We start from the raw sequence: 24,827 nt of genomic DNA, 5'->3' as shown, positions 1-24,827 counted from the left end.
CAGAAACTTGATTCGAATCACGTTGGCGTGTGGAGGTGATTGTGGCCTTCCTAGGGCAGGAACGGGGCAGAAGCTTAACCTCGGGGAAGGCCCGCGAGCAGAAGGAGCAAGGCGTGACCGACGACATCTCGACCGAGGAACTGGTCGGCCGGATCGAGGCATTCTTCAACCGCAAAGTAACAAAGATCACTGCGCCGGGTGGTCGTGGGCGCGCCAGTCTGCGCGTCTATTTCGGTCAGGACACCATCATCGTGACCAATCGGCCAGACCAGAGCCGTAACGCCAACGAGGCGTTGGTGCTGGAACAACTGGCGCCGCTTTGCGATCATGTGCCACGGTTCCTTGGCCGGGACGGCCCGTTGCTGTTTCAGTCCGATGTCGGCACCCAGCGCCTCAGCGTCAGCATCCAGAAAGCCCCGCCTGATGTGCAGGAGCGGCTGGCGCGCGAGGCGGTCGAGGCCATCTTCGCCTATCAGGCCGCGGCCAGCCGCACCGATCTTTTGCAAAGGCTGCCGCGTCTCGGCGTTGCGTCGTCATGGATGGACAAGGTCATCGGCGGGCCGTCGCGGCTTGCCGCCCGCCTGCCCATGCCCGCGCCGGCGCTTGACCGGGACGCCGTGGCACGGCGCCTAGCCGACCCGCGAACGCGCTTCATCAAGTGGGATTGTCGCGCGGGCAATGCGGCCACCGGGGCCGACGGCCGCATGCGCTGGTTCGATTTCGAATATGCCGCGCTGCGCCACGGCGCCGAAGACCTTGCCTGGCTGGTGGCGGACGAGATCTGGCCTGTCGCGCCGCAGGTGATGTTTGCATTGATCCGGGCCGAGCAAGCGCGAACCGAAGGTAACGGCACCGATGCCTACATGTCCTACCTTGCCTTGTTCACGACCTTCCACGCGGTGCAGCGAATTCTGCTGATCCTTAACGAGGTGAAGGCGCGCGGCTGGCTGCCGATGTCCAAAGTGCTGGGCCGCGACGATGTGGGTGTCACGCCGCGTCTGGGCATGCGGCTGTGCGAAACGGGCAAGTGGTGCGCGGATTTCGACCCGCTGACGCGGCCGCTGATCCCTCTTTTCGAGGCGATGGGCGCAAAGTTCGCCGCCACGATCGCGCCACCCGCCAAGGCCTGATGGGGCCATTTCCTGGGGTCGCGCGAAAGTGGTGCCGGTGGAGAGACTCGAACTCTCACGATGTTGCCATCGGCGGATTTTGAATCCGCTGCGTCTACCGTTCCGCCACACCGGCCCTCTCGGGCAAAACGCGGCTTAGCCCGGCTGGCCGGTCGGCGTCAACGGCTGTCAGCAGGCTCGATGCACGGATTGGCGTCACAAGATCACCAGGTCAATCCGTCGTGATGTCGGCGCGGCACGGGTCTGCCGGCCCAAGCCATGGTTGACCGCACGCGCGGGGCGTGGCCTAACGACACGGATTTCATCTCCCGAGGCCCTCGATGTTGCGCCGCACCTATGACTGGACCCTGTCGCTGGCGCAAAGCCCCCATGCCTTGTGGGCGCTGGCGGTGATCGCCTTCGTGGAAAGCTCGGTTTTTCCGATTCCACCCGATGTGCTGATGATCCCGCTGATTCTGGCCCGGCCAAAGCGCGCCTTTCTGATCGCCGGTATCTGCACGTTGGCCTCAGTTCTGGGCGGGCTTCTGGGCTATTACATCGGAGCGGCCCTGTTCGAGACTGTGGGCCGCCCGATTGTTGAATTCTATGGCAAGGGCCCGGCCTTTGCGTCGTTCGCACAAAAGTTCAACGATTACGGTGCCTGGGCGGTGCTGATTGCCGGCGTCACGCCGTTTCCCTTCAAGATCGTGACGATCGCCTCGGGGGCGACCCACCTGTCGTTGCCGATCTTCGTGATCTCGTCGATCATCGCGCGGGGGTTGCGGTTCTTCGTGGTGGCGGCCCTTCTGTGGCGGTTCGGTGCGCCGATCCGAGATTTCATCGAACGGCGGCTGGGGCCGGTCTTCATCGCCTTCTGCATCCTGCTGGTTGGCGGATTCTGGGTGGCAACGAAGATATGACACATCGCCAACTTGTTCTGATCGCCGCGGCCGGATCGGCCGCCCTGCTATTGGGGGCCTTCGCGTTCCAGCTTGCGGGATATGCCCCGTGCGAGTTGTGCCTGCTGCAGCGCTGGCCCCATGCCGCGGCCATTGTGATCGGCGCGCTGGCGCTGGTGCTGGGCTGGCGCTGGCTGGCATGGCCGGGCGCGCTGGCCGCGCTGACCACCGCCGCCATCGGTGTCTACCATTCGGGGGTGGAGCGGCATCTTTGGGCCGGTCCTTCGTCCTGCACCGGGGGCGGTGTGGGCCTGTCAGGCGACCTTTTGTCAACCGACGCGCCCCGGCTGATCATGTGCGACCAGATCAGCTGGCAGATCTTCGGCATTTCGATGGCGAACTGGAACGTGATCTTTTCGCTGATCTTGTTTGCTGTCTGGATTGCCGCGGCACGGCGCCGCTAGCGCCGGGCGGCGCGGCGGGTGGACAACAGCAGGTTCGTCTCGCTCCGCGTCACCCCTTCGATCCGGCGCACGGCGAATAGCACCTCGTCCAGCTGTTCCAGCGTCTGCGTGCCGATCTCGACGATCAGGTCCCAACTGCCATTGGTGGAATGCACCGCCGTCACCTGCGGCAGGCCCGCCAGACGCGACATGATCTTCTCGGTGCCGCGCCCCTCGATGCCCAACATCATCAACCCGCGCACCGGGCTGGCCGCGACGTCGGCGCGGGTCATCACGGTGAACCCCGCAATCTCGCCGCCATCAACCAGCCGCGCCATGCGCGCGCGCACCGTTGTTCGTGTCACGTCCAGATCGGCCGCGAGCTCTGACAGCGTGGCGCGCCCGTCACGCTTCAGCGCTGCCAGCAGACGTTGATCCAGTTCGTCCATATGGGCTGTCCTTTTCGGGCAATGACGACCCTTTTTGCACGAAATACCCGCTTTCACCATCCTCAAAACGGAAAGATAACGACGCCATGACACAACAGAACATCATCCTGATCGGTTCCCCGGTTGACTGCGGCAAGCGCCGCCGCGGCTGCCTGATGGGCCCCGACGCCTACCGCACCGCCGGACTGGCCGAGGCGATCTCGGCTCTCGGCCACCCCGTCACCGACATGGGCAACATCGCCCCTGACGCAGTCACCGTCGCGCCTTCGTCCAACCCGCTGGTCTGGGAACTGGACCAGAACGTCGGCTGGACGCGCGCGCTGATGCGTGCGGCGCAAGAGGCCGCGGCCCACGGCATGCCAATTTTCATGGGCGGCGATCATGCACTCTCTTTGGGCTCGGTCGCCGGAATGGCTGCCCACGCCGAACGGCTGGGCAAGCCGCTTTTCGTACTGTGGCTGGATGCGCATAGCGATTTTCACACGCCGCTGACGTCAGATAGTGGCAACCTGCACGGCACACCGGTGGGCTATCTGACGGGACGTGATGGGTTCGAGGCGTTTCCGCCCCTGCCCGCCGTCGTGCCGCAGGACCACGTCTGCATGATTGGCCTGCGATCGGTTGACGGGCCGGAACGGATTGCGCTGGAGGAATCCGATGTCGTGCGCGTGGACATGCGGATGATCGACGAACAGGGCATCCGCGCACCGCTTGAGGCCTTCCTTGAAAAGGTCGAGGCGGCCGATGGCCTGCTTCACGTCTCGCTTGATGTCGATTTCCTAGACCCTTCGGTTGCCCCCGCCGTAGGGACCACCGTCCCCGGTGGCGCCACCATGCGCGAGGCGCATCTCGTGATGGAGATGCTCTGCGATTACGGTCTTGTCTGCTCGCTCGACCTTGTCGAGTTGAACCCCTTCCTTGACGATCGTGGGCGCACCGCGTCGGTGATGGTCGACCTGGCAGCCTCGTTGCTGGGACGGCGCATCTTCGACCGCCCGACACGGAGCTTCGCATGACACCGCCCTCGCGCCTTGCGCTGGTTCCCTTCGTTTCGGTGCAGAACATGATGGGGCTGGTGCGCCATATCGGTCTGGCACAGGTGCTGCGCGACCTTGCCGCAGCGATCGAGGCCGATTTCCTGCGCTGGGAAGAATTCGACAAGACCCCACGCGTGGCGAGCCATTCCGACGTGGGCGTGATCGAGCTGATGCCGACGGCCGACAAGGCGCATTACGGCTTCAAATACGTCAACGGCCACCCCAAGAACATGAAAGAGGGGCTGCAGACTGTCACCGCCTTCGGCCTGCTGGCAGATGTCGCGACGGGCTATCCCATTCTACTGACCGAGATGACCATGCTGACCGCGCTGCGCACAGCGGCGATGTCGGCGCTTGCGGCCAGCCACCTTGCGCCGAAAGGCGCGCGGACAATGGCCGTGATCGGCAACGGCGCGCAGTCCGAGTTTCAGTGTCTTGCCTTCCAGGCGGTCTGCGGCATCGACACCGTGCGGCTTTATGACATCGACCCGACCGCAACCGCGAAATGCGCGGCCAACCTCGCCGGGACGGGCCTGCGCGTGGTCAGCTGTACCTCGCCCGAACAGGCAATCGAGGGCGCGCAGATCGTCACCACGGTGACCGCCGACAAGCGCAACCAGACCATCCTGACCGATAACATGGTTGGCGCAGGCGTTCACATCAACGCCGTGGGCGGCGATTGCCCCGGCAAGACGGAACTGCACCGCGACATCCTGATGCGTTCGGAGATTTTCGTTGAGTATCCGCCCCAGACCCGCGTCGAGGGTGAAATCCAGCAGCTTGACCCCGATCATCCGGTGACGGAGCTGTGGCGTGTCATGGCGGGCACCGCGCCGGGGCGGACCGATGCCGCACAGGTTACGCTTTTTGACAGCGTAGGTTTCGCGATCGAGGATTTCAGCGTGCTGCGCTACGTTCATGCCCGCATCAAGGGCACACGGTTCTATGATGATCTGGACATGCTGGCCGATCCGGACGATCCGCGGGACCTTTACGGGATGCTGCAGCGCGCAGGCTAGTCAGCCTTCGGCGGGATCCCCCTGCCCGCCTGAACCCCTGCCATGAAGGCGGCGATGACGGCCGCAGGCGTGACGGCCGGCGGTTTTGGGCGGCTGAGGCGCAGTGCCAGAAGGATCAGCAGGGCAAGCACGATCAGGGCCCCGCCGATGGCCAGCGCGGCCCATGGCGTGCCAAGCCAAAGCACGGTCACCTGATAGCCCGCGGCGACAAGAAAGGCGAAGCCGGCCAGCAACACGAGGCCGGCGAAGACCGACGTCATCGCAACCTTCAGACCCCGGCCCAGTCGTTCTTCGATCAGCTTCAACATGTCGTCAGCGTCGGCCCATCAGAAGGCCAACGAGAAAGCCAAGGCCGGCCGTGATGGCCAGCGTCGTCGCCGGTTGGTGTTGCATCGCGTCAATCGCGGCCTCGATCTGGGCCTCGGCCTTGTGGGCATAGGCCTCGCCCTCGTGGCGAACCTTGTCGCGCACCTGTTCGGCCTTGTCTCGGACGCTCTGCTTGACGCCATTGACCTGCGCCTCGCCGATTGCGCCCATCAGGCGGCCCAGTTCGGCCACGTCCTTGCGCAGAAGTTCGATCTGCGCCTGCAGATCTTCGACCTTCGGTTCGGTCTTGTCGGTCTTCTCGGCCATCATGCACCTCCAATGCTCGTTACCTTGCGAAGATGGGTATCGGGCAGAAGATGCGCAAGCATGCTGTCAGTGAAGACGCAGCCCGGTCTCGATTGAGTATTCGCCGACAAGGTTGCGCCATTCGCCCGGGCTGATCATCTTGCGGTGCACGAAGCGAACCGAATGCAGCGGCCCTTCGATGCTTTCCTGCCAGTATTCGATGAAGCGAAACAGCCGCGCGTGGTCGGGTGCCTGATCGTAATCCTGCCAGACGAAGGTGTTGATCACATGCGGGTGGTCGGGCATGTGATAGAACATTTCCGCCGTGGTCAGGCCGTAGCCTTTCAACATCATTTCCGTCTCGGTCATTGCCGGATTTGCTCCTGTTCTTGACGACAGCACCGCCAGTCCAGCACAGCCAGATTAAATGTCAATAAAAACAGATTGTTATCACTCAATCTGCTCGGCTGCCAAAGGCAGGGCCCATCGTCCATTGCACCCTATCTGCGGGGTCTGTTATAACACCCGCAACAATATCTAGCGTTTCTCAGCAGACAGGCGGACACCTTGAGCGACATCCCGCAACCCCCTGATAACGATGATGAAAGCGCACCGGAGCGGTCGTCGCACGACGGGCCTCGCATCTCGATCGAGCATGAGCTGAAAACCTCGTATCTCGATTACGCGATGAGCGTGATCGTCAGCCGTGCCATCCCCGATCTGCGCGACGGGTTGAAACCGGTGCACCGGCGCATCCTTTACGCCATGCACGAAACCGGCAACACGCCGGACAAGCCCTACCGCAAGTCCTCGCGCCCGGTGGCCGAGACGATGGGCAAATACCACCCGCATGGCGATTCGGCGATCTACGACGCGCTGGTGCGGATGGCGCAGGATTTCTCGATGAGCCTCGTGCTGCTCGACGGTCAGGGCAACTTCGGCTCGATGGACGGCGACAAGGCCGCGGCCTACCGCTACACCGAGGTGCGGATGGACAAGCCCGCGCTGGCGCTGCTGGCCGATATCGACAAGGACACCGTCGATTTCCAAGACAACTACGACGGCAAGGACCGCGAGCCCACGGTTCTGCCCGCGCGCTTTCCCAACATGCTGGTCAACGGCGCGGGCGGCATTGCTGTTGGCATGGCCACCAACATTCCGCCGCACAACCTTGGCGAGGTGATCGACGCCACGCTGGCGCTGATGGCCAATCCCGACTTGGGCTCCGAAGACCTGATCGAATACATCCCCGGCCCCGATTTTCCCACCGGCGGGCTGATGCTGGGCCGCTCTGGCGCACGCAAGGCCTACTTGGAGGGGCGCGGCTCGGTCATCATTCGTGCGAAAACCCATGTCGAGGAGTTGCGCAAGGACCGCTGGGCCATCGTCATCGACGAGATTCCCTACCAGGTGAACAAGTCGGTGATGATCGACCGCATCGCCGAGGCCGCGCGCGACAAGCGGATCGAAGGCATCGCGCATGTGCAGGACGAATCCGACCGTTCCGGCGTGCGGGTGGTTGTCGAACTGAAGCGTGACGCGACCGCCGAGGTCGTTCTGAACCAACTTTTCCGTTTCACGCCGATGCAAACCTCCTTTGGTTGCAACATGCTGGCGCTGAACGGCGGACGGCCGGAACAACTAACGCTTTACGGGTTCCTGTCGGCCTTTATCGCCTTCCGTGAAGAGGTGGTGGCCCGGCGCACGGCGTTCGAGTTGCGCAAGGCGCGCGAACGCAGTCATGTCCTTTGCGGTCTGGCCGTGGCCGTATCCAACGTTGACGAGGTTGTCGCCACGATCCGCGCCAGCGCCGATGCGGCCGATGCGCGCGAAAAGCTGATGGCGCGCCGCTGGCCCGCGCACGAGATCGCCGAATACATCAAGCTGATCGACGACCCGACCCACACGATCAACGACGACGGCACCTACAACCTGTCGGATATTCAAGTCCGTGCCATCCTTGATCTGCGCCTGCAGCGCCTGACCCAGCTGGGCGTCAAGGAAGTGACCGACGAGCTTCAGGACCTTGCCGGCAAGATCAAGGATTACCTTGCCATCCTCGCCAGCCGCGAACGGATCATGGAGATCATCGCAACCGAGCTGCGCGAGGTGCGCGACGCCTTCGCCGTGCCGCGCCGCACCGAGATTGTCGACTGGGCCGGGGATCTGGAAGACGAGGACCTGATCGAGCGCGAGGACATGGTGGTGACCGTGACCTCGGGCGGCTACATCAAGCGCACGCCGCTGACCGAGTTCCGCGCGCAGCGGCGCGGCGGCAAGGGCCTGTCGTCGATGCAGACCAAGGAAGAGGACGTGGTCACCACCCTCTTCGTCGCCAACACGCATACCCAGCTTCTGTTCTTCACCACCGACGGGATGGCCTACAAGCTGAAGTGCTGGCGGCTGCCGCTTGGCGGGCGTACCGCCAAGGGCAAGGCCATCGTCAACATCCTGCCGATCCCCGGTGGCGTCAGCGTGGCCGCGATCATGCCTGTCGACCGGCCCGAGGAAGAATGGGACGCCCTTCAGATCGTGTTTGCCACAAGCGCCGGCGACGTGCGGCGCAACGCGCTGTCGGATTTCACCAATGTCATGCGCAACGGCAAGATTGCCATGAAGCTGCCCGACGAGGAGACGCGGCTGGTCAATGCCCGGATCTGTTCGGAGGATGACGATGTGATGCTTGTCACCGATTCCGGCCGCGCCATCCGCTTTCCCACCACCGATGTGCGGGTCTTCAAGGGCCGCGATTCGACCGGTGTGCGCGGGATCAGGCTGGCCAAGGACGATCATGTCGTCAGCATGGCCGTGATCCGCCACTTCGAGGCGACACCCGAGGAACGCGCCGCTTACCTCAAGATGCGCCGTGCGCAGGAAGGCGCCCCTGACGAGGCCGAGGCAGACGAGGATGACGAGGTGGCCGAGGCCGGTCAGCTGTCGCTGGAACGCTTTGCCGAGATGTCGGCGGCGGAAAACCTGATCCTGACGATCACCGCCAAGGGTCAGGGCAAGCTGTCGTCCAGCCACGACTACCCGGTGCGCGGGCGCGGTGGCATGGGCGTGGCGGCGATGGACCGTGCGATGCGCGGCGGGCCGCTTGTCAGCGCCTTTCCGGTGGAGCACGGCGACCAGATCATGCTGGTCACCTCCACTGGCCAGTCGATCCGTGTGCCGGTCGATGGCATCAGCTTCCGCTCGCGCAGCGCGGGTGGCGTTCGCGTCTTCGCGACATCGCCGGGTGAAGAAGTATCCAGCGTGGCATGGATCGCCGAAACGGTTGACCCCGAGGCGGGAGAGTAATCTCCCGCCCCTTTCGGTTTACCAGTTAACCAATTAATAACATTAATATTTTATTAAACGCGCTGGCATGGCATCAGCGGGCATCGGGTGTGGGGCACGCGATTTTCACTTGCCAGAGGCCGTCATGATCCGTTCATCTCTTGTCATTGCCCTGTTTGCCTTTGCGGCCGCGCCCGCGCTGGCGCAATCCAGCCTCGGGGTTGCGGGTGCCGACGTTGGCCTGAGCTACGGCGAGGCGTCACAGAGCTTCACGGGATCGGTCGATGTTGCGCTGACGGCCTACCACGGCCTGCAGCTGGACGTCGGTTATCTCTGGTCAGCCAACGCGTCGCGCGGAACCTTGGCTGGCCACATTTACATGACCCCGCAAGCCGGCCAGAAATATGGACTTTTCCTCAGTCTGACAGATCTGGACGGACGTGCCGACAGGTACGTCCTTTTCGGTGCAGAGGGGCTGTTGGACATCGGGCCGCGCAGCGTTCTGGGCTTGGCGGGTGGCATTGGCGGGTCGACATTCGCCACCTATGACACCGTCTATGTCACGGCGGAATTGCGCCATGCTTTCAGCGACGATACCTGGCTCAGTTCGGCGCTGACCCTGGCGGCCTGGGACGAATACCACTTTCACGCCACAACTGCGGACCTGAACATAGACCTCCATCATCGCCTGACGGGCAATGTCGATGTTTTTGCCGGCCTGTCGGTCGGCGGCCTCATGGGCCCCGATGCGGCACCAACGCAAAGCGACGTCCATGTCGGCCTGCGCATGGTACTGGGCCGAACGCCGTTGACCCCTGCCATCCCCCAGATGTTCGGCCACGCCGATCCATATGCGCAGCTCATCGACAGGGGCCTGGTAACTCTGGATTGATCCAGATGCCGCCTCGGGTGCGCACAATCAAAAGTTGAAATGGCTCAATCCGAATTGGGGTCATTCAGGTTTGATTAAATACGTATATCTGATACATTTTTACCACCAGAGGGCGAAGCCCCGTTATTCGAGCATGAGGCAGGAACATGATCAGAACAGCAATTGCTGTTGCCGCGCTTTTTGCGGCAACCACCCCGTTACAGGCGCAACAGATTGCCGGCGGCGAAATCACCTTGGGCTATTCGTCCTTTACGGGCGACCTGAGTGACGCGAATGCGTCCTTGATCCAGACGTCGGCCGAAGTTGATTTCAGTCGCAACCTTGGGATGCAGGTGGACCTGTCGCGCACCCATTTCAACGAATACGATTTCAACGGCACGAGCTATGTCTTTCACGGGCTCTATCACCTGAGCGAGACCTCGACGGCGGGGCTTTTCTTCGGCAACGAGACGATTGACGGCGAGGACAGCAATTTCTTCGGGCTGGAGGCCGGAACGGAATACCGTGCGCTGGCCGTCGAGGGCTATTACGCGAAACCCACGGCCTCCTCGGTTAACGGGTACACTGTCTACGGCGTTTTCGGCAAGGTCGCCATTGACGACAGTTTCGATATCACCGCGCGCTACGATTCGATTGACAGCGGGATGGACCTTAGCGCGTCGCGCCTGTCGCTTGGCGCGCAGGTCAAGCTGGGGGGCGGATTTGCGCTTTACGCGGAAACCGGCAATGCCTCGTTCAATACCTCGAGCGGCGATCTGGGCGAGACATTCTACGGGATTGGTGCGACCTACCGGTTTGGCACTGCACGGGGTGCCACGTTCCGGAATCGTAACGTCTCGCAGCTGATTCCGGGCCTCTGAAGCCACCGACAACAGATCGGGGGAGCGCCGCTCCCCCTTTCATTTCGTCGGGTCCACGGCTACATCGGCGCCATGTCTGAGGTTCTCCATATCATCGGCGGCGGCATGGCCGGGTCCGAGGCCGCTTGGCAGGCCGCACAGGCCGGTCTGCGCGTCGTCATCCACGAGATGCGGCCCAAGGTCGGCACCTTCGCCCATCGCACCGGCCTGCTGGCCGAGATGGTCTGTTCCAATTCGTTCCGCTCGGATGACGACACGCAGAACGCGGTCGGCCTTCTGCACTGGGAGATGCGCGCGGCGGGCGGGCTGATCATGGAGATGGCCACACGCCACCGCCTGCCCGCGGGCGGTGCCCTGGCCGTTGACCGTGATCCTTTCGCGCAAAGCGTGACAGAAGCATTAAAAACGCACCCCAACATCTCGGTTTCCAACGAGGAAATCACCGAACTGCCTGGCGAGGGCCAGTGGATCATCGCCACCGGCCCGCTGACCTCTGGCGCGCTGGCCGAGGCGATACGGGCCGAGACCGGGGCCGAGGCGCTGGCCTTTTTCGATGCCATCGCCCCAATCGTCCATGCCGAGACCGTCAACATGGACGTGGCCTGGATGCAGTCGCGCTATGACAAGGGCGAGACCGAGGACGAACGCACCGCCTACATGAACTGTCCGATGACGAAGGACCAATACGAGGCCTTCATCGACGCGCTGCTGGCCGCCGAGAAGACCGAGTTTCACGAGGGCGAAACGGCGGGCTATTTCGACGGCTGCCTGCCGATCGAGGTGATGGCCGAACGCGGGCGCGAAACTTTGCGCTTTGGCCCGATGAAGCCGATCGGCCTGACCAACGCGCATAATCCGGCTAACAAACCTTATGCCGTGGTCCAGTTGCGCCGTGACAATGCGCTGGGGACGCTCTTCAACATTGTTGGGTTCCAGACCAAGATGAAGTACGGCGCGCAAAAGGCTGTTTTCCGGATGATTCCGGGACTTGAGAACGCCGAGTTCGCGCGTCTGGGCGGGATACACCGCAACACCTTCATCAACTCGCCCACGCTGCTGGACGGGCAGATGCGGCTTCGGTCGCGTCCGAACATCCGCTTTGCCGGGCAGATCACTGGCGTCGAAGGCTATGTCGAATCCGCCGCGATGGGCCTGCTCGCCGGCCGGCTGGCCGCGGCCGAGATGCTGGGCCGTGCCATTCCGCCGGTCCCGGCCACAACGGCGATGGGTGCGCTGGTCAGCCACATCACTGGCGGGGCCGAGGCCAAGACATTTCAGCCGATGAACGTCAATTTCGGGCTGTTTCCGCCCTTGGACGGCGTGCGCGGCGGGCGGCGCGGGCGCAAGGACCGGTACCAGGGGTATACCGACCGCGCCAAGGCCGACTGGCAGGACTGGCTGGGCGCGCAGGCACTGGACGCGGCATGATCGGGGGCGCTAGCCTGCTGACATGACGGATGACGACTCTCTCAGCACCGCCCTTTGGACGACCCGCTCAGTCGAGGATACGGTCGCCCTCTACCGCGACTGGGCCGCGACCTATGATGCGGATGTGCTGGGATCCGGCTATGTCACCCCCATCCGCGCAGCGGCGATGCTGGCGCAACACGTTGCGCTGGATACGCCCGTTCTGGATTTCGGCTGTGGTACCGGGCTGTCTGGCAAGGCGCTGGCCGAGGCGGGATTCACTTGCGTCGACGGCACCGACATCACGCCGGAAATGTTGGCGCTGGCCGAAGGCTCTGGCTGGTACCGTCGTCTTTGGTTGTCTGATCCCGGCGATCTTGACATTAAAACAGGCGCTTATCCGGCGATCCTCGCCTGCGGCGTGGTCAGCCTTGGCGCCGCCCCACCCGAAACGCTGGTCCTGCTTGTCGACCGCCTTGCGCCCGATGGGCTGCTTGTTTTTTCCTACAATGACCCCACGCTGAAGGACGCGGCCTACATGGGGCAATTGCAGGCCCTGCTTGACGACGGCACGGCGCGACTGGTGGCGCGCGAACATGGGCCGCACCTGCCCGACAAGGGGCTTGGCTCCGAGGTGATCGTCCTGCAGCGCCGATGATCACCCGTTTTGCGCCCTCGCCGACGGGGCCGCTGCACCTTGGCCACGCCTTTTCGGCCCTCACCGCCTTTGACATGGCGCAGGCAGCGGGCGGCACGTTCCTGCTTCGGATCGAGGATATCGACCAGTCGCGTTGCCGCCCGGAGTGGGAGGCGCAGATCTTCGACGACCTGCTCTGGCTGGGTCTGCGCTGGCCCGAACCGGTGATGCGCCAGTCCGCGCGCCTTCCCACCTACCACGCGGCGCTGATCCGGCTGTGGGACATGGGGCTGCTGTACCCCTGCACCTGTGCGCGGCGCGATATCGCCGCGGCCCTCGGCGCGCCACAGGAAGGCGCGATGGGCCCCGACGGGCCCGTCTATCCCGGCACCTGCCGAGACAAACCCCGCCCCCCGGTCCTGCCCTCGGATGCCGTCCTGCGCCTGGACATGGGCCGTGCAGTCGCAGGACTGGGGCCGCTGGGGTTCGAGGAAACCGGCGAGAATGCGGGATGGCACAGGGTTGATCCCGCGGCGCTGCCCGCAACTGTGGGCGACGTGGTGCTGGCTCGGCGCGGAATGGGCACGTCCTATCACCTGTCGGTCGTGGTGGACGACGCGGCGCAGGGGATCACCCATGTCGTGCGCGGCGCCGACCTGCAGGAGGCCACGCAGATTCACGTCCTGTTGCAGGCGGTGCTGGGCCTGCCGCGGCCGATCTACCACCATCACCGTCTGATCCGCGACGATCAGGGCAAACGGCTGGCCAAGCGCGACGATGCGCGCGCCCTTGCCACCTACCGCGCCGAGGGGCGTTCGCCTAAGGATATATGTTTGATGGTAGGGCTTTAGGGTGCGACCCTAAGCCATAGGTTGAAGAATCTCCGTCTCTACCCCGTCGCGCAGCGCGGTGTAGAAGCAGCTGCGCCGCCCGGTATGGCAGGCAGGCCCGGTCTGGCGCACCATCACCAGCAGGCAGTCGCGGTCGCAGTCGATGCGCATCTCGACCAGTTCCTGCCGATGGCCCGAGGTTTCGCCCTTGATCCAGAACGCCTGCCGCGAGCGCGACCAGTAGGTCACCTGCCCGCTTTCCAGCGTGCGCGCCACGGCCTCGGCATTCATCCAGGCCAGCATCAGCACCTCGCCACTTGCGGCATCCTGCGCGATGGCGGGGATCAGGCCAGCCGCATCATAGCGCAACGTCGCGGGATCGAAGGACATCGGTCAATTCCTTTGGCAAGGGCGCGTCGAGCGCCTATCTAGGCGAGGACGGCGCCCGGCGAAACCCCAGGAGCAGATGAAGTGACTGACGACAGCGATCTTACCCGGCTTTATTCCGCCCGCATCCTCGGCCTGGCCACGGCCATGCCCCGCACGGGGCGGCTGGCAGCGCCCGATGCCAGCGTGCGCCGCCGCGCGCCCGCCTGCGGTTCGACCATCACGGTCGATCTTGTCATGCAGGACGGCCGGATCGCCGATTTCGCGCAAGAGGTGCGGGCCTGCGCGCTGGGACAGGCGGCAGCCTCGGTCCTTGGGGCGGCTGTGGTGGGGCTGGACGAGGCCACGGTGCGGCGCGGGCGCGACCAGTTGCACGCCATGCTGACATCCGGCGGCCCTGTGCCCGAGGCGCCCTTTGCCGCCCTTGCCGCGTTGGAGCCTGCGCGCGAGTACCGCAACCGTCACGGCTCGATCATGCTGGCCTTCGAGGCGACGCTAGAGGCGATGGAGGCCGCGCGCGCCACGCATCCCTCCTGACAAGAAAAAACCGCCGCGCATCCGGGACAGGATGGCGGCGGCAGGCAGTGCGTTCTCGTGTGGGACCCGGGCGACGTCCGGCGGGGGCAGGCAACCCCCGGAATGGGCGCTGAGGACAGGCAGAGATCAGGCCGTCATCGCGTAGCTTGGGACAGGGCGATGACCGGACGACCGGCACGAGACGCCGGGCAGTTCAAATTCCTCCAAAAAGCGCGGGCAGCGACAGCGACGCCACCAGCATGACCAGAAGCGAGGCCGCGCCAATCGCGTCGCCCAGCGGGCTTTGTTCGGCGCGGTTCAGGGCTTGGGTAATCTTGCGGGCCATCGGTGCCTCCTGTTTCGTGTCTGCTTCGTTGCCTCTTTGTTCCATATCGTTAACGGCGTGTAAAGAACTTTGTGAGAACATGTGCGAACATTGTAGGTTTAGGTGTCAGCCCACGCCGATCAGCCGGATCGCGCGGTCCTGTTCCATCAGCCACAGTAGCTCGCGCGCGGCCTGCCCGCGTGTCCCTTCGAGCGTCGGGTCGTCCAGCAGCAGCTTGCGCGCGTCCGATTGCGCCAGCGCCATCAACCCAGCCTGCCGTTCAAGGTCGGCGATGCGGAACCGTGGCAGGCCCGATTGCGCGGTGCCGATCACGTCACCCGCGCCGCGAATGGCCAAATCCTCTTCGGCAATGCGGAACCCGTCCTCGGTCTCGCGCAGGATCTCCAGCCGCCGGCGCGCGGTCTCGCCCAGTGGCGGCTGATACATCAGCAGGCAGGTCGAGGCAGCGGCCCCCCGCCCCACCCGTCCGCGCAGCTGGTGCAACTGCGACAGGCCGAAACTTTCGGCGCGCTCGATCACCATGATCGAGGCATTGGGCACGTCCACCCCCACCTCGATAACCGTGGTCGCGACCAGCACCTTCGTCTCGCCCGCGGCGAACCGGGCCATCGCGGCGTCCTTTTCGGCGGGCGGCAGCTGGCCGTGGACAAGGCCCACCACCCCCTCGCCCATGATCGCGCGCAGCCGGCGAAAGCGGTCTTCGGCGGCGGTCATGTCGCTGACCTCCGATTCCTCGACCAGCGGGCAGACCCAGTAGGTCTGCCGCCCCTCGCTGACCGCGTGGCGCAGCTTGGCCACCACCTCGTCGATGCGCCCGGCGGAAACCAACGCGGTCTGCACCGGCGTGCGCCCGGGCGGCTTTTCGTCCAGCACCGACAGGTCCATGTCGCCATACTGGGCGAGCGCGAGGCTGCGCGGAATCGGCGTGGCTGTCATCACCAGCACATCTGCCGCGCGGCCCTTGGCGCCCAGTTCCATCCGCTGCGCCACGCCGAAACGGTGCTGCTCGTCGATCACGGCCAGCCGCAGGTCGTGAAAGACCACGTCCTTCTGGAACACCGCATGGGTGCCGACGAGGATGTCGATGCGGCCCTCGGCCAGATCGGCCAGCTTTGCCGTGCGTTCCGCCCCCTTGTCGCGCCCCGTGAGGATGTCCAGCCGCACGCCCGCCATTTCGGCCAGCGGCCGCAGGCCCGCCATGTGCTGGCGCGCAAGGATCTCTGTCGGCGCCATCATCACGCCCTGCCCGCCTGCCTCGACCGCGACGAGCAGCGCCATCAGCGCCACAAGTGTCTTGCCCGCGCCCACGTCGCCCTGCAGGAGGCGTGTCATCCGCTGTGGCGCGGCCATGTCGGCGGCAATCTCGCCCACCGCGCGCATCTGCGCCCCCGTCGGACGAAAGGGCAGCGCCGCCAGCACCCGCGCGCGCAACTGCCCGTCGCCATGGCTTTCGCGCCCCTTGCCGCGGCGCGAGGTGGCGCGCGCCAGTGCCAATGTCAGCTGATGCGCGAACAACTCGTCATAGGCCAGCCGCGCACGCGCCGGGTCATGCGGGCTGAGGTCCACGGCCGATTCGGGGCCATGCGCCTGGGCCAGCGCATCGCGCCAGTCGGGCCAGCCCTCGCGTGATTTCAGCCCCGGGTCGATCCATTCCGGTAACGCCGGCGCCAGCGCCAGGGCGCTGCGCGTGGCCCGTCCCATCAGCTTTTGCGTGATCCCGGCGTGCAGCGGATAGACCGGCTCGTACAGCGGGATCGCCTCGGCCTCTTGCAGCGTCAGGACGTGGTCGGGGTGAACCATCTGCGCCACCCCGTCGAAGATCTCCAGCTTGCCCGAGACGACGCGGCGCGCACCCTGCGGCAGCAGCGCCTTGAGGTATTCGGCGCGGGCATGGAAGAAGACCAACTGAAAGCTGGTCTCGGCATCCTGCACCGTCACGCGGTAGGGCCGCCCGCGGGTGCGCGGCGCGGCGTGGCCGGCAACGGTGACCTCGACGGTGACGATGGCCGGGGCCACGACCTCGCGGATGGTGGCGCGGCGGTGCCGGTCCACGCCCGACAGCGGCAGGGTGAACAGCAGGTCGCGCGGTTTCTCGATGCCGGCGGCGGCGAAGATGCGGGCCGTCTTGGGCCCGATGCCATCAAGCGCGGTCAATGCACCGAACAGCGGGAAAAGGCGTTCGGGCCGGCCCGTCATGTCTCGCCGATCAGGGCAAGCCAGCCATCCTCATCCAGCGTGGCGATGCCCAGCTCTGCGGCCTTGGTCGCCTTGGACCCTGCGCCGGGGCCCGCGACGAGCAGATCCGTCTTGGCGCTGACAGAGCCTGCCACCTTGGCCCCCAGCGCCTCGGCCCGCGCCTTGGCCTCGGCGCGGGTCATCTTCTCCAGCGTGCCGGTGAAGACGATGGTCTTGCCCGCGACGGGACTGTCGCCCACGGTGCGGCCTTCGTCGGGCAGCACCGTGATCTGGGAGATCAACCGGTCGATCGAGGCACGTTCGGCCTCTTGCGTCATCGTGGTGACGACCGAGGTCGCCAGCACCGTGCCCACCCCGTCGATCGCGGTCAGATCCTCCCAAGCGGGGCCTGACAGGTCGCGCGCCGCATCCATCGCTTCGGCAAAGGCATCCCACGTGCCGTAATGCGCCGCCAGCAGGGCCGAGCCGGTTTCGCCGACATGGCGTATTCCCAGCGCGAAGATCAGCCGGCGTAGCGGGATTTCACGTTTATCCTCAATCGCCTGGAACAGTTTCTTCACGCTTGTCTCGCCAAAGCCGTCACGGTTCTTGAGCTTGGCCAGGTTGGCGGCATCGCGCGCTTCGAGGGTGAAGATGTCGGCCGGTTCGCGGATGGGAAGCGCGTCGTCGGCAAAGAACAGCTCGATCTGTTTCGCGCCCAGTCCGTCGATGTCGAAGGCGGCGCGGCTAACGAAATGCTTCAGCTTCTCAACCGCCTGGGCCGGGCAGATCAGCCCGCCGGTGCAGCGGCGCACCGAATCGCCCGCCTCGCGGATCGCGGCCGAGCCGCATTCGGGGCAATGGTCGGGAAAGCGGTAGGGTTCAGCTGTCTCCGGTCGGCGCGCGATATCCACATCGCGGATTTTCGGAATCACGTCGCCGGCCCGGTAAACCTGCACCCAGTCGCCCACGCGGATGTCCCGCCCCTCGCGGATCGGCGCGCCGGTGCTGTCGCGTCCGGCGATGTAATCCTCGTTGTGCAGCGTCGCGTTGGAAACAACGACGCCGCCCACCGTCACCGGCTGCAACCGCGCCACGGGGCTGAGCGCGCCGGTGCGGCCGACTTGAATGTCGATCGCCTCGAGCCGGGTCCACGCAAGTTCGGCGGGAAACTTGTGCGCGATGGCCCAACGTGGCGTGGTCGAGCGAAAGCCAAGGCGCCGTTGCAGACCAAGGTCGTTCACCTTGTAGACCACGCCGTCGATGTCATAGCCCAGCGTGGCGCGCTTCGCCTCGATCTCGCGGTAGCGGGCGAGCATCGCCGCGGGGCCATCGCAAAGCGATGTCTCAGGATTGACCGTGAACCCCAGCGCGGCAAGGCGGGCAAGTGCGGCCTCCTGCGTCTCGGCCAGCGGGTCCGAAACCTCGCCCCAGGCATAGGCGAAAAAGCACAAGGGCCGGCTGCGCGTGACCTGAGGGTCAAGCTGGCGCAGCGAGCCGGCCGCGGCGTTGCGCGGGTTGGCGAACCCTTTTTCGCCCTTCTCGGCGGCGCGGGCATTCAGTGCCGCGAAATCCGCGTGACGCATATAAACTTCGCCACGCACCTCCAGCACATCCGGCGCCCCCTCCAACCGGGTGGGAATGTCGGTAATCGTGCGGGCATTGGCGGTGACGTTCTCGCCCACCTCGCCGTCGCCACGCGTGGCGGCGCTGACCAGCCGCCCGTCGTCGTAGCGCAGGCTGAGTGACAGGCCATCGATCTTGGGTTCCGCGGTGTAGGCAAGGTGCGCCTCGGGGGGCAGCCCAAGGTAGCGGCGAATGCGGGTGTCGAACTCCGTGACATCCTGATCGGCAAAGGCATTTCCCAGGCTAAGCATGCGCACGGTGTGACGCACTTGGGCAAACCCCTCTGCCGGGGATGCGCCCACCTTTTCGCTGGGGCTGTCGGGGCGCTTGAGGTCGGGAAAGCGCGTTTCGATCGCAATGTTGCGCAACTTCAGCGCGTCATAAGCCGCATCCGAGATCTCGGGGGCGTCCTTGCCGTGATAGGCCAAATTGGCCGCCTCAATGGCCGTGGCAAGGCGTGCAAGCTCTGCCGCGGCCTCGTCGGGAGAGAGGTCTTCGACCGGACGCTTGGCCGGATCGGCCGCTGTTGCGCTCACCTGCCCCTCCTGCCGTGGCTACCGGCGCAGACCTTATTTGCGCCGCCCCGCCCCGTCCAGCCTGTGCAGCACCTTGCAAGAACTCAGGCGGGCGTCTCAGGCCCCCATCGCCAGCCGTTCGGCATTCTGCAAGGGTTCGGGGTCGCGCAGGACATAGCCGCGGCCCCAGACCGTCTCGATATGGTTCTCTCCGCCGGTCGCCAGGCTAAGCTTCTTGCGCAGCTTGCAGATGAAGACGTCGATGATCTTCAGTTCCGGCTCGTCCATCCCGCCATAAAGGTGGTTAAGGAACATTTCCTTGGTCAGCGTCGTGCCCTTGCGCAGGCTGAGCAGCTCCAGCATCTGGTATTCCTTGCCGGTCAGGTGCACCGAGGCGCCGCCTACCTCCACCGTCTTGGCATCAAGATTGACGGCGATACGCCCGGTCCGGATCACCGATTGCGCATGGCCTTTGGAGCGGCGGATGATCGCGTGGATCCGCGCGACCAGTTCCTCGCGGTGAAATGGCTTGGTCATGTAGTCGTCAGCGCCGAAGCCAAAGCCCTTCAGCTTGGCTTCGGTCGCGTTTTCGCCCGACAGGATGAGAATGGGCGTGTCAATCCGGGCGAGCCGCAATTGCCGCAGCACCTCATGCCCGTTCATGTCAGGCAGGTTCAGATCCAGCAGGATCAGGTCGTAGTCGTAGAGCTTGGCAAGGTCGATGCCCTCTTCACCAAGGTCCGTGGCGTAGACGTTCAGGTTGGCATGGGTCAGCATCAACTCGATGCTTTTCGATGTCGTCGGGTCGTCTTCCACCAGTAGGATGCGCATCGCAGGTCTCCGCTGTCTCGTCGTCGTTAACCCTGACCTGAAAAGGTTAATCACACGTTACCCACGATCCACTCCTGCACATACAATCTAAGGTTGTCTATAGCGTTGCACCGCCGTGGCCTTTAATGCGGCTTCGCCATGGGCAGAAATGGCACGCTCCCACGCGCTGAATTCCTCGTCCGAAAGGCCATACCGTTCCAGTGCGATGGCCCGCGAGATCAGCCCCGCGGTGACTGCCCGCACGACTGCAGCCTTGCGCGAGGCGACCCAACGCCGCGTATCGCCGGGCGGCAAATCGGCCCGCGTCATGATCGATCCATCGGGCAAGGTTACCGACCTTGGCCCGTCCACTTTGCGCAAATACATCTCTCACCCCTCCGTGAACGCTTTGCACCGCGCATCGTCAGGCGAACGGGTTTAAGGAGGGATGAAACCGGGGGGTTGAGACTCGTTCGGATTTTCTGATATTGCCGCGCACCTGCGGGCCATCAATGCCGCCCGCGCCCCGCCCAAGGACCACGCCGATGCCGCTCGATCCCGCGCTGAACTCGCTGGGCCTGCCCAAGGCCCCCGCCGACACCCGCGTCGTGGTGGCGATGTCGGGCGGCGTGGACAGCTCTGTCGTGGCCGCCGAACTGGCAGCCGAGGGCTATGACGTGGTGGGCGTGACGCTGCAGCTTTACGACCACGGCGCGGCGCTGGCCAAGAAGGGTGCCTGCTGCGCGGGCCGCGACATTCACGACGCGCGCCGCGTGGCCGAGACGATGGGCTTCCCTCACTACGTGCTCGATTACGAATCGGTCTTTCGCGAGGCGGTGATCGACGAGTTCGCCGACAGCTATCTTGCCGGCGCCACGCCCGTGCCCTGCATCCGCTGCAACGAGCGGGTGAAGTTCAAGGACCTGATGCAGACCGCGCGCGATCTGGATGCCGATTGCATGGCGACGGGCCATTACATCCAGCGCAAGATGGGCCTGCACGGCCCCGAATTGCACCGCGCAGCCGATCCGGCGCGCGACCAGTCCTATTTCCTGTTCTCGACCACGCCTGAACAGCTCGATTTCCTGCGCTTCCCGCTGGGACACCTCGCCTCCAAGGCCGAGACGCGCGCGCTGGCGGCGCGGCATGGCCTGCCGGTGGCGGACAAGCCCGACAGCCAGGACATCTGCTTTGTCCCGTCGGGCAACTATGCCGCGGTGATCGAGAAGCTGCGACCCGGTGCGGCCGAACCCGGCGAGATCGTCGATGCTTCCGGCACCGTGCTGGGTACGCACCGGGGCGTGATCCATTACACGATCGGGCAACGGCGGGGCCTTGGCATCGGCGGGCTGGCCGATCCGCTTTACGTCGTGCGCCTTGATGTCGACCGGCGGCAGGTGGTGGTTGGCCCCAAGGAGATGCTGGCGACACGCCACGTCCCCCTGCGCGAGATCAACTGGCTGGGCGAGGGCGATTTCGCCGCCGGCGGCACGCGTGAGGTGCTGGTCAAGGTTCGCTCGACCAAGCCTGCGATGCCTGCGCTGCTGCGGCCGCTGTCGGCGACGGAGGCCGAGGTGGAACTGCTGGCCCCCGAAGAGGGTGTCAGCCCCGGACAGGCCTGCGTCTTCTATGCGCCCGAGGGCAGCCGCGTGCTGGGCGGCGGCTGGATCTGGCGCGGGCGGTGATCTCGCCCCTGCGGGGCCGCGAGGCCTCCGGCGGGAGTATTTCCGGCAAGATGAAGCCACGGTCAGGCAAGACCGGCCAGCACCGCGCGGGCCGCGCGCAGGCCCGGCGCCTCGCCCCCCTGCCCTAGACGTTCCATTGTCAACTGCATGGCCTGCTGCTGGGCCTGCGGGTTGGCCATCGTGGCCAGCAGCGCCTCGGCAATCCGGTCGGGCCGGCAGGCAGGGCCAATGAATTCAGGCACGGTGCGGGTTTCGCTGACAAGATTGACCAGCGTCACCGTATCAATGAGCAATCGGCGCGACACGATCTGGTGCGTCAGCCATGCCATCTGGTAGGCAATCACCATCGGCGTGCCGTTCGCGGCCAGTTCGAGCGAGACGGTGCCGGAGGCCGCCAGCGCCACGTCGGCGGCGCGAAAGGCCGCGGCCTTCTCGCCGGGCCGCGCTGTGGCCGGATCGATCAGGATCGGCCGTCCGGGCCATTTGTGCGTCAGTTGCGCCACGAGGCCCGCCACGGGGGCCGCGCAAGGCACCACGACCCGAGCATTGGGATGAACGCTCAGCACCCTGTCGATGCTTGCGCCAAAGACCGGCGCCAATCGGCCAACCTCGCCCTTGCGCGAGCCGGGCAGCGCGAGGATCAACGGCACCTCGCCAATGCCATGCGCGGCGCGAAAGGCGGCAGCTTCGGCCATGGTTGCAACGGGTTCAGCCACCACCGGATGACCGACGAAGGTGCATTCCATGCCGGCGGCCTGCATCAAGGGCGGCTCGAATGGCAGAAGCGCCAGAACCTCGTCGATGTAGCGCGCCATCTTCACCGCGCGGCCGGGCCGCCACGCCCAGACCGACGGGGCAACATAATGCACGGTACGGACCGGTGCCTGCGCCTTGACCAGGGCCGCGACGCGCAGGCAGAAATCGGGGCTGTCGATGGTGATCAAGACGTCTGGTGCGGTGGCCAGAACGGCCTCTGCCATTTCGGAAATGCGGCGTTTGAGCGCGCGGTATTTCGGCAGGATCTCGGCCAACCCCATGACGCTGAGTTCATCCATCGGGAAACGGCTGTTCAACCCTTCGGCCTGCATCAGCGGCCCGCCGACGCCATCGAAAGTCAGGTCTGGATGCAATGCTTTCAGGCCCGCCATCAGCGCGCCGCCCAGACGATCGCCCGAAGGTTCGCCCGCGATCAGGAAGACCTTCATGTCGCCCCCTTGGGCCGAACCCACAGAAAGAGACCCGCGGCATTCAGGATCTCTATGACCTCGGCGAGGTTCATCACCATCACGCCACCCGCCTCGATGACGATGCCGGCGAGGCCGGCCCTTGCCGCCGCGCGTGCGGTTTCGGGACCGATGACCGGCAGGTCGGCGCGCCTGTCCTGACCGGGTTTGGGCGCCTTGAAGAGGACCGCCCCGGGCGGCACGGCGCCGAGCGTGGCGAGCATCGCGTCGGTTCCGGCCTCGTCCTCGCGCGCGATCACCCGGTCCGCGCCGATCACGCAAGCCTGACCCAGATCGGCCCGCCCCATTTCAGCCACTGTCGCCTCGCCCAGGGCGGCACCGGCGCGGGCAGCGTCGTCAGGCGTGGCCCGGGTGTGGATGCCGGTTTGCGGCAGCAGGTCGGGCGCAATCTGATGCGCGGCGACAACTTGCAGGCCGGCCTCTTCGAAAATGCCGATGAGGGCGCGCAACGCACCGTCATCGCCCTGCCCCAACGCCGCCGTCAACCGCGGCAGAAGCGGCGCAGTGGCCGGGTCGATCAGCGCGGGGTCGATCACCGGTCGCCGGACGGCGCCGGCCATGCAAACGCGCCCCACGCCGCGATTTTGAAGGGCAGCGATCAGGCTTCCGAGTGTTTCCAGTCGAAAGGTCAGGCGCGGCATGCTGGCCGGCAGCTCCGGCGCTACACCCTCTGGCTGGCAGATCAGCACGTCTTCGCCCGCCTCGGTCAGCCGCGCGACCAGTGCAGCGGGCAATTCGCCGGTTCCTGCGACGAGGGCCAGCATCAGCCGGGTGTCAGAAAGCTGCGGTCGCTCTCGCCGAGAATGAAATCGACCATCTGCTGCACGAAGGGGCTGTCGCTTTCGCCCTTCAGACGGCGTGCGCGATCCTGAAACGTGCCCTCGCCATCCTTGAGTGCCTGAAACGCGGCGCGCAGCGCGGTGATATCCGCCCGGTCCACGCCCTTGCGCTTGAGCCCGACGAGGTTCAGCCCGTCCAGCACCCCACGCGGACCTTGCACAAGGCCATAGGGCACCACGTCATTGGTCACCATCGTCAGCGCGCCGATTATTGCGCCGCGGCCAATGCGGACCCATTGATGCACGCCCGACAGCCCGCCGATGATGACGTCATCCTCGATCACGCAATGGCCCGCGACAGCGGACTGGTTGACGACGATCACCCGGTCGCCCACTTGCGCGTCATGCGCGATGTGGCATCCCGCCATGAACAGGCCATCATCGCCGATGCGCGTCACGCCGCCACCGCCAGATGTGCCGGGGTTCATCGTGGCATGCTCGCGGATCCGGTTACGTTCGCCGATCCGAAGTTGCGTCTTTTCACCCGCGAATTTCAGATCCTGCGGGATCTCGCCCACCACGGCGAAGGGAAAGACGATGCTGTCCGCGCCAATCTCGGTATCACCTGTCACCACGACATGGCTTTTCAGCACCACGCGCGGGCCTAGAACGACCTGCGGACCCACAACACAGAAAGGGCCGATCACGCAACCGTCGCCAAGCTGCGCGCCATCCTCGACAAGCGCCGTGGGGTGGACCTGTGCCGTCATTCCGCCGACCGCAGGTCCATCATCGCGGTGAATTCGGCCTCGGCGGCCATCTCGCCCTCGACGGTGGCGACCCCACGGAAGCGCCAGACCTTGCCGCCGGGCTTGCCCCGTGTGGTCGTCACCTCCATGCGCAGCTGATCGCCCGGCACCACTTTGCGGCGGAACTTGCAGCCGTCGATCGCCATGAAATAGATCAGCATGTTGCCGTCGGTCAGGCCCAACGTCGCCCCGACCATCACCGCCGCGGTCTGCGCCATCGCCTCGACGATCGTGACGCCGGGCATGATCGGGTTGCCGGGGAAATGGCCCTGGAAATGCGGCTCGTTCATGCTGACGTTCTTGAGGCCGACGGCCGAGGTCGTGCCCTCGATCTGCGTCACCCGGTCGACCAGCAGGAACGGATAGCGATGCGGCAGAATGCGCTGGATCAGGTCGATGCCGGCCTCGGTCACCGGGGCCGGTGCTGCAGCGGAATCAGTCTGGGTCATCGGGGTCTCCTTG

Annotated in this window: 27 protein-coding genes and 1 tRNA gene; 13 read left to right on the top strand and 15 right to left on the bottom strand. The window is 65.3% G+C overall.

Annotated features, from left to right (window positions below; genetic code table 11):
- Positions 1-113: 113 nt before the first annotated feature.
- Positions 114-1,130: a hypothetical protein gene (locus tag GC146_RS12620; protein WP_291839078.1), complete on the top strand. Its 1,017-nt coding sequence runs from the start codon at positions 114-116 to the stop codon at positions 1,128-1,130.
- Between the two features lie 29 nt (positions 1,131-1,159).
- Here GC146_RS12620 and GC146_RS12615 read toward each other — a convergent pair.
- A tRNA-Leu gene (locus GC146_RS12615) sits at positions 1,160-1,245 on the bottom strand.
- A gap of 205 nt (positions 1,246-1,450) precedes the next feature.
- On the opposite strand from GC146_RS12615, the gene GC146_RS12610 reads away from it, so the two are divergent.
- The gene (locus tag GC146_RS12610; RefSeq protein WP_291839075.1) at positions 1,451-2,029 is read left to right on the top strand and encodes a YqaA family protein; all 579 of its coding nucleotides are present in this window, start codon (positions 1,451-1,453) and stop codon (positions 2,027-2,029) included.
- Positions 2,026-2,472 (top strand): disulfide bond formation protein B, encoded by a 447-nt coding sequence (locus GC146_RS12605; protein WP_291839072.1) that lies wholly within the window; start codon positions 2,026-2,028, stop codon positions 2,470-2,472. The genes GC146_RS12610 and GC146_RS12605 overlap by 4 nt, the downstream gene beginning before the upstream one ends.
- On the opposite strand, the gene GC146_RS12600 is transcribed toward GC146_RS12605, so the two are convergent.
- Entirely contained in the window at positions 2,469-2,900 is a 432-nt protein-coding gene (locus GC146_RS12600; protein WP_291839068.1) for an Lrp/AsnC family transcriptional regulator, read from the bottom strand. The genes GC146_RS12605 and GC146_RS12600 overlap by 4 nt on opposite strands.
- Positions 2,901-2,986: 86 nt before the next feature.
- On the opposite strand from GC146_RS12600, the gene rocF reads away from it, so the two are divergent.
- Positions 2,987-3,916 carry an arginase gene (gene rocF / locus GC146_RS12595; RefSeq protein ID WP_291839066.1) on the top strand — a complete coding sequence of 310 codons (930 nt, stop codon included), beginning with the start codon at positions 2,987-2,989 and terminating at the stop codon, positions 3,914-3,916.
- Entirely contained in the window at positions 3,913-4,956 is a 1,044-nt protein-coding gene (locus GC146_RS12590) for an ornithine cyclodeaminase (RefSeq protein ID WP_291839064.1), read from the top strand. Before rocF ends, GC146_RS12590 begins: the two co-directional genes overlap by 4 nt.
- Here the strand turns inward: GC146_RS12590 and GC146_RS12585 are convergent.
- The 3 genes from GC146_RS12585 to GC146_RS12575 all read right to left on the bottom strand — a co-directional run bounded on the left by GC146_RS12585 (position 4,953) and on the right by GC146_RS12575 (position 5,937).
- Positions 4,953-5,264, bottom strand: coding sequence for a hypothetical protein (locus tag GC146_RS12585; RefSeq protein WP_291839062.1), 312 nt, complete (start codon positions 5,262-5,264; stop codon positions 4,953-4,955). The two genes, GC146_RS12590 and GC146_RS12585, sit on opposite strands and share 4 nt — an antisense overlap.
- A 4-nt stretch (positions 5,265-5,268) precedes the next feature.
- The gene (locus tag GC146_RS12580; protein ID WP_291839057.1) at positions 5,269-5,589 is read right to left on the bottom strand and encodes a hypothetical protein; all 321 of its coding nucleotides are present in this window, start codon (positions 5,587-5,589) and stop codon (positions 5,269-5,271) included.
- 66 nt (positions 5,590-5,655) lie between these two features.
- Positions 5,656-5,937 (bottom strand): usg protein, encoded by a 282-nt coding sequence (locus GC146_RS12575; RefSeq protein WP_291839055.1) that lies wholly within the window; start codon positions 5,935-5,937, stop codon positions 5,656-5,658.
- 198 nt (positions 5,938-6,135) lie between these two features.
- Here GC146_RS12575 and gyrA point away from each other — a divergent pair, with 198 nt between their 5' ends.
- The 6 genes from gyrA to gluQRS all read left to right on the top strand — a co-directional run bounded on the left by gyrA (position 6,136) and on the right by gluQRS (position 13,494).
- Positions 6,136-8,868, top strand: coding sequence for a DNA gyrase subunit A (gyrA, locus tag GC146_RS12570; protein ID WP_291839053.1), 2,733 nt, complete (start codon positions 6,136-6,138; stop codon positions 8,866-8,868).
- A gap of 124 nt (positions 8,869-8,992) precedes the next feature.
- Positions 8,993-9,739, top strand: coding sequence for a hypothetical protein (locus GC146_RS12565; RefSeq protein ID WP_291839050.1), 747 nt, complete (start codon positions 8,993-8,995; stop codon positions 9,737-9,739).
- Positions 9,740-9,885: 146 nt separating this feature from the next.
- Positions 9,886-10,599: a hypothetical protein gene (locus GC146_RS12560; RefSeq protein WP_291839047.1), complete on the top strand. Its 714-nt coding sequence runs from the start codon at positions 9,886-9,888 to the stop codon at positions 10,597-10,599.
- Between the two features lie 72 nt (positions 10,600-10,671).
- Entirely contained in the window at positions 10,672-12,027 is a 1,356-nt protein-coding gene (gene trmFO / locus GC146_RS12555) for a methylenetetrahydrofolate--tRNA-(uracil(54)-C(5))-methyltransferase (FADH(2)-oxidizing) TrmFO (protein WP_291839044.1), read from the top strand.
- Positions 12,028-12,049: 22 nt separating this feature from the next.
- The gene (locus tag GC146_RS12550) at positions 12,050-12,664 is read left to right on the top strand and encodes a class I SAM-dependent methyltransferase (RefSeq protein ID WP_291839041.1); all 615 of its coding nucleotides are present in this window, start codon (positions 12,050-12,052) and stop codon (positions 12,662-12,664) included.
- Complete coding sequence (gene gluQRS, locus GC146_RS12545; RefSeq protein WP_291839039.1) at positions 12,661-13,494, top strand: tRNA glutamyl-Q(34) synthetase GluQRS; 834 nt, start codon at positions 12,661-12,663, stop codon at positions 13,492-13,494. Before GC146_RS12550 ends, gluQRS begins: the two co-directional genes overlap by 4 nt.
- A gap of 9 nt (positions 13,495-13,503) precedes the next feature.
- Here gluQRS and hisI read toward each other — a convergent pair whose 3' ends face one another.
- Positions 13,504-13,863, bottom strand: a complete 360-nt coding sequence (gene hisI / locus GC146_RS12540) for a phosphoribosyl-AMP cyclohydrolase (RefSeq protein WP_291839036.1) — start codon at positions 13,861-13,863, stop codon at positions 13,504-13,506.
- Between the two features lie 81 nt (positions 13,864-13,944).
- Between hisI and GC146_RS12535 the strand changes: the two genes are divergently transcribed.
- Positions 13,945-14,397, top strand: coding sequence for an iron-sulfur cluster assembly scaffold protein (locus tag GC146_RS12535; protein WP_291839033.1), 453 nt, complete (start codon positions 13,945-13,947; stop codon positions 14,395-14,397).
- A gap of 193 nt (positions 14,398-14,590) precedes the next feature.
- Here the strand turns inward: GC146_RS12535 and GC146_RS12530 are convergent, their stop codons facing one another.
- From GC146_RS12530 to GC146_RS12510, 5 genes are all read right to left on the bottom strand, one after another.
- Entirely contained in the window at positions 14,591-14,722 is a 132-nt protein-coding gene (locus GC146_RS12530) for a hypothetical protein (protein WP_291839030.1), read from the bottom strand.
- 105 nt (positions 14,723-14,827) lie between these two features.
- Entirely contained in the window at positions 14,828-16,918 is a 2,091-nt protein-coding gene (recG, locus tag GC146_RS12525) for an ATP-dependent DNA helicase RecG (RefSeq protein WP_291839027.1), read from the bottom strand.
- Complete coding sequence (ligA, locus tag GC146_RS12520) at positions 16,915-19,059, bottom strand: NAD-dependent DNA ligase LigA (protein ID WP_291839025.1); 2,145 nt, start codon at positions 19,057-19,059, stop codon at positions 16,915-16,917. Before ligA ends, recG begins: the two co-directional genes overlap by 4 nt.
- Before the next feature lie 96 nt (positions 19,060-19,155).
- A complete protein-coding gene (ctrA, locus tag GC146_RS12515; protein ID WP_291839021.1) occupies positions 19,156-19,869 on the bottom strand; it encodes a response regulator transcription factor CtrA in 714 nt (237 codons plus the stop codon).
- An 87-nt stretch (positions 19,870-19,956) separates the two neighbouring features.
- Positions 19,957-20,235: a DUF1153 domain-containing protein gene (locus GC146_RS12510; RefSeq protein WP_291839018.1), complete on the bottom strand. Its 279-nt coding sequence runs from the start codon at positions 20,233-20,235 to the stop codon at positions 19,957-19,959.
- A 158-nt stretch (positions 20,236-20,393) separates the two neighbouring features.
- Between GC146_RS12510 and mnmA the strand changes: the two genes are divergently transcribed.
- Positions 20,394-21,533 carry a tRNA 2-thiouridine(34) synthase MnmA gene (gene mnmA / locus GC146_RS12505; RefSeq protein WP_291839015.1) on the top strand — a complete coding sequence of 380 codons (1,140 nt, stop codon included), beginning with the start codon at positions 20,394-20,396 and terminating at the stop codon, positions 21,531-21,533.
- Between the two features lie 62 nt (positions 21,534-21,595).
- On the opposite strand, the gene lpxB is transcribed toward mnmA, so the two are convergent.
- From lpxB to fabZ, 4 genes are read right to left on the bottom strand one after another with little or no spacing between them, the layout of a single operon-like run.
- Positions 21,596-22,738 carry a lipid-A-disaccharide synthase gene (lpxB, locus tag GC146_RS12500; protein WP_291839012.1) on the bottom strand — a complete coding sequence of 381 codons (1,143 nt, stop codon included), beginning with the start codon at positions 22,736-22,738 and terminating at the stop codon, positions 21,596-21,598.
- Positions 22,735-23,541 carry a UDP-2,3-diacylglucosamine diphosphatase LpxI gene (gene lpxI / locus GC146_RS12495; RefSeq protein WP_291839010.1) on the bottom strand — a complete coding sequence of 269 codons (807 nt, stop codon included), beginning with the start codon at positions 23,539-23,541 and terminating at the stop codon, positions 22,735-22,737. The genes lpxB and lpxI overlap by 4 nt, the downstream gene beginning before the upstream one ends.
- Positions 23,541-24,326, bottom strand: a complete 786-nt coding sequence (lpxA, locus tag GC146_RS12490; protein ID WP_291839009.1) for an acyl-ACP--UDP-N-acetylglucosamine O-acyltransferase — start codon at positions 24,324-24,326, stop codon at positions 23,541-23,543. Before lpxA ends, lpxI begins: the two co-directional genes overlap by 1 nt.
- Entirely contained in the window at positions 24,323-24,814 is a 492-nt protein-coding gene (gene fabZ / locus GC146_RS12485; protein WP_291839007.1) for a 3-hydroxyacyl-ACP dehydratase FabZ, read from the bottom strand. The genes lpxA and fabZ overlap by 4 nt, the downstream gene beginning before the upstream one ends.
- Positions 24,815-24,827 lie beyond the last annotated feature (13 nt).

This window comes from Limimaricola sp. (assembly GCF_016125575.1).
Lineage (GTDB): Bacteria > Pseudomonadota > Alphaproteobacteria > Rhodobacterales > Rhodobacteraceae > WGLM01.
The sequence above is the reverse complement of the archived record's forward strand: the minus strand, read 5'-3'. Positions and strand labels throughout refer to the sequence as shown.